This is a genomic window from Pseudomonas sp. HY2-MNA-CIBAN-0224 (assembly GCF_040310285.1).
GTDB lineage: Bacteria > Pseudomonadota > Gammaproteobacteria > Pseudomonadales > Pseudomonadaceae > Aquipseudomonas > Aquipseudomonas helleri.
In genome coordinates, this window is the sequence record NZ_JBEOPQ010000697.1 from 1 (window position 1) to 256 (window position 256).

The 256-nt window shown below is 47.3% G+C and carries 1 protein-coding gene; it reads left to right on the forward strand.

Annotation, left to right across the window (positions count from 1 at the left end; translation table 11 throughout):
- Positions 1-47 precede the first annotated feature (47 nt).
- The coding region (locus tag AAEZ03_RS28110) for an FAD-binding protein (RefSeq protein WP_350583227.1) at positions 48-256 on the forward strand (209 nt) is incomplete at its 3' end.

The following is a 256-nucleotide window of genomic DNA, read 5'->3' on the forward strand; positions in this document are numbered from 1 at the left end:
GTTGTAGGCGGGTCGCACATGCGGATGACGCGACTGGTCGACACATTATGGAAGCTTTAACAATAAAGGTAAAAGCGGCAAGCAACATTAATGTTTTACCGTTTCATGAGGCGCTCAGCCTTTTAACGAATAGCGCCAATCCAAATAAGCAATGCCAAGGGGCGCTTGTTTTTGATCATACTCATCAACGACAGCTTACGTTTCACAGTCGTGCCGTTGTCTTAGCCAGTGGTGGCTTGGGGCAACTGTTTAAACG